The organism is Mesorhizobium sp. M7A.F.Ca.AU.001.01.1.1 (assembly GCF_004022735.1).
In the GTDB taxonomy this organism is placed as follows: Bacteria; Pseudomonadota; Alphaproteobacteria; order Rhizobiales; family Rhizobiaceae; genus Mesorhizobium; species Mesorhizobium ciceri.
In genome coordinates, this window is sequence record NZ_RZPF01000455.1 from 1 (window position 1) to 5,461 (window position 5,461).

Annotated in this window: 6 protein-coding genes; all 6 read right to left on the reverse strand. The window is 63.0% G+C overall.

What is annotated here, in order from left to right; all coding sequences use genetic code 11:
• Positions 1-23: 23 nt before the first annotated feature.
• Positions 24-794: an L-iditol 2-dehydrogenase gene (locus EN884_RS24050; protein ID WP_063169750.1), complete on the reverse strand. Its 771-nt coding sequence runs from the start codon at positions 792-794 to the stop codon at positions 24-26.
• Positions 795-796: 2 nt separating this feature from the next.
• On the reverse strand, positions 797-1,795 hold the full coding sequence (locus tag EN884_RS24055; protein ID WP_063169751.1) for an ABC transporter ATP-binding protein: 999 nt from the start codon (positions 1,793-1,795) through the stop codon (positions 797-799).
• A gap of 49 nt (positions 1,796-1,844) precedes the next feature.
• Complete coding sequence (locus EN884_RS24060) at positions 1,845-2,669, reverse strand: carbohydrate ABC transporter permease (protein WP_063169752.1); 825 nt, start codon at positions 2,667-2,669, stop codon at positions 1,845-1,847.
• An 11-nt stretch (positions 2,670-2,680) separates the two neighbouring features.
• Positions 2,681-3,553: a sugar ABC transporter permease gene (locus EN884_RS24065; protein WP_063169753.1), complete on the reverse strand. Its 873-nt coding sequence runs from the start codon at positions 3,551-3,553 to the stop codon at positions 2,681-2,683.
• Positions 3,554-3,676: 123 nt separating this feature from the next.
• Positions 3,677-4,987 (reverse strand): sugar ABC transporter substrate-binding protein, encoded by a 1,311-nt coding sequence (locus tag EN884_RS24070; protein WP_013528413.1) that lies wholly within the window; start codon positions 4,985-4,987, stop codon positions 3,677-3,679.
• Between the two features lie 224 nt (positions 4,988-5,211).
• On the reverse strand, positions 5,212-5,461 hold a 250-nt coding region (locus tag EN884_RS24075; protein WP_245491976.1), incomplete at its 5' end, for a LysR substrate-binding domain-containing protein.

Sequence of the window (5,461 nt, forward strand, 5' to 3'; positions counted from 1 at the left end):
GGAGCAGAGGCCGTCCCCCGCCCTCAACTCATCCACTGGCCGCCATCGACATTGTAGGTCTGGGCGACGATGTATTCGGCGTCGCTGCTGGCGAGAAACACAGCCATGCCGGTGAGGTCCTGTGCCGTGCCCATGCGGCCATACGGCACCGCCTCGCCGACCAGTTTCTTCTTCTCGCCCCTCGGCCGGTTCTCATATTTGGCGAACAGCGAATCGACGTGATCCCAGTGCTCGCCGTCGACGACGCCAGGGGCAATCGCGTTGACGTTGATGCGGTGCTTGATCAGGTCGAGCCCCGCCGACTGGGTCAGCGAGATGACGGCGGCCTTGGTGGCGCAATAGACGCCGACCAGCGCCTCGCCGCGCCGTCCGGCCTGGCTCGCCATGTTGATGATCCTGCCGCCCTTGCCTCGCGCGATCATCGAGCGGGCGGCTGCCTGCAGCATGAACAGCGTGCCGGCGACATTGACGGAAAACAACTTGTCGTAGCTTGCCCTGGTGATTTCGACGATCGGCGCCAGGTCGAACAGGGCGGCGTTGTTGATCAGGATATCGAGGCCACCGGTCTTCGTCTCGACGGCTTTCACCGCCGCCTCGATCGAGGCGAGGTCGGTGACGTCGAGCTTGACCGCATAGGCCTTGCCGCCAATCTCGGCGGCGGTCTTCTGCGCCGCCTCGAGATTGATGTCGCCGATGGCGACGGTTGCGCCTTCGCCGGCATAGGCTTCGGCGAAGGCTCTGCCGATGCCGCGGGCCGAACCCGTGATCAGCGCGGATTTGCCGGCCAGTCGCATGTTCAGATTGCCTTTCCGTCGGCGCCAAAGCGATGCAGCTTGGCCTTGTCTGGTGTCAGGTAAATGGTGTCGCCGTGATGGACGCCGAGTTCGCCGTCGGCGCGCACGGTCAGCGGACCGACGCCGTCGGCCTGGACGTGCAGGAAGGTGTCGGAGCCGAGATGCTCGGCGACGCCGACGACTGCCTTCCATTCGCCCGCCCTGGTCGAGATCTCCAGGTGTTCGGGACGGATGCCGATGGTCTTGGCGCCGTTTTTGGCAGCCGGCGCGCCCTCGATCAGGTTCATCTTCGGCGAGCCGATAAAGCTGGCGACGAACAGGTTCTTCGGCGTCTTGTAGAGCTCCATCGGCGAGCCGACCTGCTCGATGTTGCCGGCGTTCAGCACGACGATCTTGTCGGCCATGGTCATCGCTTCAACCTGATCGTGGGTAACGTAGATCATGGTGGTTTTGAGCTGATGGTGCAGCTCGCTGATCTCCAGCCGCATGGTGCCGCGCAGTGCCGCATCGAGATTGGACAGCGGTTCGTCGAACAGGAAGGCGGTCGGCTGACGCACGATGGCGCGGCCGATCGCGACGCGCTGGCGCTGGCCGCCTGAAAGCTGGCCGGGCCGGCGTTCGAGATAGTTGGTCAGGTTGAGCACGCGCGCCGCGTCTCCCACCTTCTTGTCGATGGTCGCCTTGTCCTCACCGGCCATCTTCAGCGGGAAGCCGATGTTCTTGGCCACCGTCATGTGCGGATAGAGCGCGTAAGACTGGAACACCATGGCGAGCTTGCGCTTGGCCGGTGCCTCGCCGGTGACGTCGCGGCCGTCGATGTTGATGGAGCCGCCGCTGGTGTCCTCGAGCCCGGCGATCAGGCGCAGCAGCGTTGACTTGCCGCAACCCGACGGGCCGACAAAGACGACGAACTCGCCATTCTCGATCACCAGGTCGAGACCGGGGATGATGGACGTCGCTCCGAAGGATTTCGAGACGTTCTTGAGCGTGATGTTTCCCATGGTTTCCTCCCCGAGGGGTTATTTCTGCCGATTGCTTCGGGCAATTCCGTTATTTCACCGCACCAAATGTCAGGCCGCGCACCAGCTGCTTCTGGCTGAACCAGCCCATGATCAGGATCGGCGCGATGGCCAGCGTCGAGGCGGCCGAAAGCTTCGCCCAGAACAGGCCTTGCGGGCTTGAGAACGAGCTGATGAAGGCGGTCAGGGGTGCGGCTTCCGTCGTCGTCAGCCGGATCGTCCAGAACGCCTCGTTCCAGGCCAGGATGATGTTGAGCAGCATTGTCGAGGCGATGCCCGGCACCGCCATCGGCGTCAGCACATAGACGATCTCGTTCCACAGCGATGCGCCGTCCATGCGCGCCGCTTCCAGGATCTCGCCAGGGATTTCGCGGAAATAGGTGTAGAGCATCCACACCACGATCGGCAGGTTGATCAGCATCAGCATGATCATGAGGCCGATGCGGCTGCCGAGCAGGCCTGTGTCGCGGAAGATCAGGTAGATCGGGAACAGCACCGCGACCGCCGGCATCATCTTGGTGGACAGCATCCACATCAAGATGTCCTTGGTCCGCTTGGTCGGCGAGAAGGCCATCGACCATGCCGCCGGTATGGCGACCAGCAGGGCCAGGATGGTCGAGCCGACCGAGAGCAGCACCGAGTTGAAGAAGAACTTGAAGTAGCCGCTCTGTGCCTGGACCTCGGTATAGCTCTCGAACGTTCCCGACGGGATGATGCTGAAGCCCTGGATGGCTTCCTGCTCCGACTTGAACGAGGTGATGATCGTGTAGAGGATCGGGAAGAAGATCAGCAGGGCGACGATCCAGGCGGCAACCGTCGCGATCGTCTTGTGCCGGGTGGTGACTGAGCGTGCCATCGTAGCCTCCCTTACTTGTCCAGGTTCTTGCCGACGGCGCGCATGGCGAAGAAGGCAACGATATTGGCGAGAATGACGGCGATCACACCGCCGGCGGATGCCTGGCCGATTTTGAACTCCAGCAACGCCTTCTGGTAGACGAGGAAGGGCAGGTTGGTGGAGGCGTATCCCGGGCCGCCATTGGTGGTGACGAGGATCTCGGCATAGACCGAGAGAAGGAAGATCGTCTGGATCAGGATGACGACCGTGATGGCGCGCGACATGTGCGGCAGCGTCAGATAGATGAAGCGGCTGATGAACCCGGCGCCGTCCATCTCGGCGGCTTCCTTCTGCTCGCCGTCGAGCGACTGCAGCGCGGTCAGAAGAATGAGCGTCGCGAAGGGCAGCCACTGCCAGGCGACGATGATGATGATCGCCAGCATCGGATGTTGCCCGAACCAGTCGATCGGCTGGGCCCCGAAGAAGCGGGCTATGTCGGCGAACACCCCGTATGGCGGGTGCATGATCATGTTCTTCCAGACCAATGCGGCCACCGGCGGCATGACGAAGAACGGCGAGATGACGAGGATGCGCACGATGCCCTGGCCCCACATCGGCTGGTCGATCAGCAGCGCCAGAAGGATACCGCCGATCACCGTGATCAGGAGCACGCTGACCACCAAGGTGAGCGTGTTGAGGATCGACTGCAGGAAGGCCGGGTTGGAATAGAACAGCGCGTAATTCGAGAAGCCGACGAAGCCGTCGCGGATCGGATTGAGCGGGTTGTACTGCTGGAAGGAGAACCAGATGGTGATGACCAGCGGCACGATCATCCAGACGAACAGCAGCACCACGGATGGCGCCATCATGAAACGGGCAAGCGAACGGGTCTGCTGAGTAGCCATGACGGTCACCCTTCACTGGTCAGACGGAATTTTCAAAGGCGTTAAAGGCGGCCGCCCGAACTGGGAACTCGGGCGGCCGTTGCCGGTCAAGGAGGCGACCGGCAGTCGGCACCGGGAGGAGCCTTACTTGATGTATCCGCCCTCGGTCATTGCCGCGGTGGCAGCGTCCTGGGCCTGCTTCAGCGCGTCGTCGACGCTCGACTGGCCGGCAAGCGCCGCCGAGAAGAGCTGGCCGACCGTGGTGCCAAGGCCCTGGAACTCAGGGATGGCGACGAACTGGACGCCGACATAGGGCACCGGCTTGACCGTCGGATGCGTCGGATCGGCGGCGTTGATGGAGTCCAGCGTCATCTTGGCGAACGGAGCGGCCTTCTGGTACTCGGCATTGGCGTAGAGCGAGGAGCGCGTGCCCGGAGGAACGTTGGCCCAGCCTTCCTTCGAAGCGACGAGCTCCGCATAGTGCTTGCTGGTCGCCCAGGAGACGAACTTCTCGGCGGCATCCGCTTTCTGCGTGCCGGCGGGGATGGCCAGCGACCAGGCCCACAGCCAGTTGCCGCGCTTGCCCAGGCCATTGTCGGGCGCCAGCGCATAGCCGACCTTATCGGCGACGGTCGAGTTCTTCGGGTCCGAAACGAAGGACGCGGCGACCGTGGCGTCGATCCACATGCCGCATTTGCCCTGCTGGAACAGCGCCAGGTTTTCGTTGAAGCCGTTGGAGGAAGCCCCCTCGGGGCCGTCGGCCTTCATCAGGTCGACATAGAACTGCAACGTGTTCTTCCATTCCGGCTGATCGAACTGCGGCTTCCAGTTCTCGTCGAACCAGCGGGCGCCGAAGGAGTTCGACATGGCGGTCAGGAAAGCCATGTTCTCGCCCCAGCCGGCCTTGCCGCGCAGGCACACGCCGTTCACGCCATTGGCGCGGTCGGTCATCTTGTCGGCGGCCTGCTTGATGAAGTCCCAGGTCGGCGCGTCGGGCATCTTCAGCCCGGCCTTGTCCATCAGGTCCTTGCGGTACATGACGAAGGAGCTTTCGCCGTAGAAGGGCGCGGCATAAAGCTTGCCGTCGACCGAAAGGCCGCCAGCAATGGCCGGGATGATGTCCTTGGCGTCGTAGTCGTCGCCGAGCTTGTCGAGCGGCAAAAGCCAGCTCTGCTTGGCCCAGATCGGAACCTCATAGGTGCCGATGGTCATCACGTCGTACTGGCCGCCCTTGGTGGCGATGTCGGTGGTGACGCGCTCGCGCAGCACATTCTCTTCGAGCGTAACCCAGTTGAGCTGGATGTCGGGGTTCGCCTTGGTGAAGTCCTCGGTCAGCTTTTGCATGCGGACCATATCGCCATTGTTGACGGTGGCGATGGTGATGGATTCGGCGTGTGCGGCGAACGCAAGCGTGCTGGCCGACAACAAGCCCAGGGTGAGCGTGCGAAGTTTCATCAAATTCCTCCCTTGAACCAAGATGAGCATTTGCCTTGGCTTTGGGCAATTACTCACTTGGCGTGAATTATGTCAAGTCGGATTCGATGCTGCAGCGCAGCACCCGGGCGACACCGCAGGCCGGGACGAGCGGAAATTGCCAGGACGAAGAGCGTCCCGGCCGGATACAGTGCGGCAACAGCGGATGGATCTGCGAGACCAGGTGCAGCCCGCAAGCTTGCCGGTCAGCAGGCGATCTCGGCCAGCAGCCAGTCGCGGAAGGCACGGATCTTCGGCACGTTGCGGCGCGCTTCGGGGTAGACCAGCCAAAAGGCATGGCCGTCGTCGCCAACCAGATCGAAAGGCTGGATCAGGCGCCCACCGGCAAGTTCCGCCTTGAACAGCGCCCTGGTCAGGATCGCGACGCCATGACCGGCGATCGCCGCGTTGGCCTCATAGGCCTGCGCGCCCATGCTGCTGCCGGGCCGTTTGGCG